At 29.0% G+C, this 3,374-nt stretch carries 3 protein-coding genes and 2 pseudogenes (1 of these 5 cut by a window edge); all 5 read right to left on the bottom strand.

The genetic code is table 11. The features are described 5' to 3' along the window. Nucleotides 1-16, bottom strand: the 5' portion of a protein-coding gene (locus tag BN1173_RS02900; protein WP_040236465.1) for a CheB methylesterase domain-containing protein. Its footprint begins 1,136 nt before the window's first position; only the first 16 of its 1,152 coding nucleotides appear in the window; it begins with the start codon at nucleotides 14-16; its stop codon lies beyond the left edge, outside the window. A 61-nt stretch (nucleotides 17-77) separates the two neighbouring features. Further along, nucleotides 78-1,718 (bottom strand): annotated as a pseudogene (locus BN1173_RS02895) (chemotaxis protein CheA); the annotation flags it as partial. 113 nt (nucleotides 1,719-1,831) lie between these two features. Further along, nucleotides 1,832-2,219, bottom strand: a pseudogene (locus tag BN1173_RS04845) (Hpt domain-containing protein); the annotation flags it as partial. Nucleotides 2,220-2,242: 23 nt separating this feature from the next. Continuing rightward, on the bottom strand, nucleotides 2,243-2,554 hold the full coding sequence (locus BN1173_RS02890) for an STAS domain-containing protein (protein WP_014696397.1): 312 nt from the start codon (nucleotides 2,552-2,554) through the stop codon (nucleotides 2,243-2,245). Nucleotides 2,555-2,568: 14 nt separating this feature from the next. Next, on the bottom strand, nucleotides 2,569-3,102 hold the full coding sequence (locus BN1173_RS02885; RefSeq protein ID WP_040236462.1) for a chemotaxis protein CheW: 534 nt from the start codon (nucleotides 3,100-3,102) through the stop codon (nucleotides 2,569-2,571). Nucleotides 3,103-3,374 lie beyond the last annotated feature (272 nt).

Here is a 3,374-nt window from a genome sequence, read left to right as displayed (position 1 = left end):
GTACCAATATTTTCATTATTATTATTTCATATCAATTTTTCTTTACAGTTATCAAGATATCTTACTCTAAGAATATACTACCTTATAATTTTAGTTATATTATCAACATCAATGACTAATGCCAAGCTGCCATCTCCTAGTATTGTAGCTCCCGAGACCCCTTCTACTTTAGAATAAACCTTACCTAAAGTTTTTATAACGGTTTGATGTTGTCCTAAAACCTCATCTACCACAATTCCTATTTTACCACTATTTGTGTTAACAACAACAACATGTTCACTATTACTTTTTTCATTAGATATTTCAAAAAATTCCCTCAACCTTATGAAGCTAATCATACTTCCCCTATAATCCATGACATTACCACCACTTTCAAGTCCGTATACTCTAGAATCCAATTTATCAGCCTCAAGACAAGATTCAACACTAGACAAAGGAACAATAAAATACTGATCGTAAACCCTAACAAGCCATCCTTCAATAATTGCCAAAGTCAAAGGAAAAATTAATTTTATTCGGGTATATTTACCAAACTCGCTCTCAATAACTACATTCCCTCTAAGAGATTCTACCTGTTTTTTTACAACATCCATTCCAACACCACGACCCGATATATTTGTAACAACATCAGCTGTTGAAAATCCAGGCTCAAAAATTAAATTATAAATATCAACATCAGATAAAGTGCTAGATATAGCCTCAGATATTATGTTTTTCTCTATAGCTCGCTTAATTATCTTATGTTTATCAAGTCCCCTACCATCATCTTCAATAACAACAATTACAGAATCACCTGATTGTTGTGCAGAAAGTTTAATTATTCCATGGGCCTTCTTTCCGGCTTTTACTCTCTCCTCATCAGGTTCAATTCCATGATCGATTGAATTTCTAATTAAGTGTACCAAAGGCTCATTTAACCTCTCAATAATACTCTTATCAAGAACGGTATCACCACCTTGAGAATAATAATGAATTGACTTACCAAGTTGAACAGACAAATCTTTAACTATTCTTTGAAACTTTACAAATAAAATCTCAATAGGAACTGTTCTAAGTCCTGTAGTATAATCTCTAAGTTCATTAATAAGCAAAGAAAATTCAGCTGAAATTGAATTTAAAACATTATTATTACTAATCTCAGCCTCTTTAGCAAGCTTAGAGTGAATTGTCACAAGTTCACCAACAAGATTTACCAAATGATCTAACTTTTTTGAATCAACTTTAATACTAGCAATATTGACTTTACTCTTGACAGTATCATCATTAACATTATGTTCAACACTCTTAAAGGACATTTTATTATTATATAGTTCTTTTGAATGTGATAAATTTTGCTCTTTCTCAGGAAACATCTCATTAACATTTTGAGTTATATTATTTAATAAAAAAGAATCATCTGTTATCTCATACGATGCATCAACTTCCTCAATAACAAATTTTGACTGTCCATCCACAAATGTAAAAACATCCTCAATAGTACTTTTACTCTCTTCTGTCTCCAGTTTTAATTCCCACTCAACATAAACATTATCAGGAGATATCAATTCCAAATCAGGAATATTTTTTACTCTAGCCTTAATTTGTCCATTTCCCAAATTCAACAACTTTTTTAAAAAATTAATTGGTTTGTGCCCATGAAATAAAATTCCCCTTGAAGGAATAAAAAGGACCCTATAAACTTTAGTCTCAACCTTCAAAGCCTCATCTTCATATTTATTTTGATTTAAAGACAAATTTAATTCTGCTTCTTGAGAATCCAAATTAATTGACGAATTTTGAACTTCACTATTAGTAGCCAAAACCATATCTTTAACAACACCAATATCAATACCAAGTTCCTTCTTAATTGCATCTATTAAACTTTTTTCACGAGTCTTATATACAATCTCATCAATAGCTTCATCTCCTTCAATGAGTTCACGAACAAAATCAACCGCCATCAAAGTAGCATCAACAGTACTTTGATTAAATTCTTCAACACCCATTTTGATAGGATCAAGAATCGTCTCTATTTCATGCACAAGAGAAGCTGTAAAATTAAAACCAAACATCCCTGCACTACCCTTTATTGTATGAAAATTCCTAAAAATAGAATTGATAACTTCTTTTCCTGATTCAAATTCAATATTAAGAAGTGCATGTTCAATATCTGAAATATTCTCTATAGACTCTTCTTTAAAAGAATCCTTAAATTTATCAATCATATCACTACTATTCATAAATTGCCCTTAAACACATAAAATTAAAATTCAATTAAACTAAGGCCCAAATCCAAGTTATCAATATCCTCAATATCTATTAAAAATCCACCATATATTAATAAACTTAAAACCTCATCAGAAGGATATTCTATCTTTATAAATAAATTCCTATCTTTGGCATACTTATTAGAAGCATATAAAATTTGTATAAAAGTAATATCTATTTTTTCCACATTTGCAAGATTAATCACCAATGTCTCTTTTTCTTTCATATTTTTCAGAATATTTAACAGATCTTCCTTAACTTTAAAAATATTATTTACTACAAGTTCCCCTTCTGGTTTATAAATCATAACACTCAAAGCTCCTACTCGTCATCAGAACCATTTATTGTAGTATTTTTAAATCTAGCTAGTTCTTTAATATTAAACAAATTTTTTACATCAAGAATAACAACAAATTTATCATTACATTTGCCAATACCAGATATAAATTTTGAATTGAAACCCGCACCAATCCTTGGAGCATCATCAATATCAGATGAACTCAACTCAAGAACCTCTTTAACATGATCCACTAAAATTCCAAGATTCAACTCATCGCCTTCATATATTAAAGTCAATATAATAATATTTGAAGTATTAATTTCTTTTTTCTTAACTTCATCATCGCTAACCTTACGCTCTTCCATGCCAAATTGTTTTCTAATATCAATTATTGGAACTATCTTTCCTCTATTGTTGATTATCCCTGCCATATAATCAGGAGTTCTTGGTATCTTTGAAATTTTAGTATATTCCAATACTTCAACAACATATTTAATCTCAATTGCATAAAGTTCATCTAAACTAAATAGAAGATACTGATTTAATGTATCTTGCATATCTACCTCTAATTCCATAAGTGCCTCTTAATAATATAACTAACTAAAATAAATTCCATAGGTTTTATTTAAATTTATGTACCTAAAAACACCAGTCATGTATCAATTATAAATCAAAAACCTCAATACTAAACAAATATCAAACGTTCAAATATTACACATAACAAAAATACACCCTAATATAATTATCCTACAAAATATAAACAAAAATATAAATGCCAATCAATAATTAAAAAATAACAACACGTAATAATTTAGATAAAGATAAATTGACACAATTAACTATTCAT

Source organism: Borrelia crocidurae, assembly GCF_000825665.2.
Lineage (GTDB): Bacteria > Spirochaetota > Spirochaetia > Borreliales > Borreliaceae > Borrelia > Borrelia duttonii.
The sequence above is the reverse complement of the archived record's forward strand: the minus strand, read 5'-3'. Positions and strand labels throughout refer to the sequence as shown.

Bases quoted from the DNA above. Each gene is read 5' to 3' on its own strand.
- BN1173_RS02885 (WP_040236462.1), bottom strand. From the start codon at position 3,102: ATGGAATTAGAGGTAGATATGCAAGATACATTAAATCAGTATCTTCTA.
- BN1173_RS02890 (WP_014696397.1), bottom strand. From the start codon at position 2,554: ATGATTTATAAACCAGAAGGGGAACTTGTAGTAAATAATATTTTTAAA.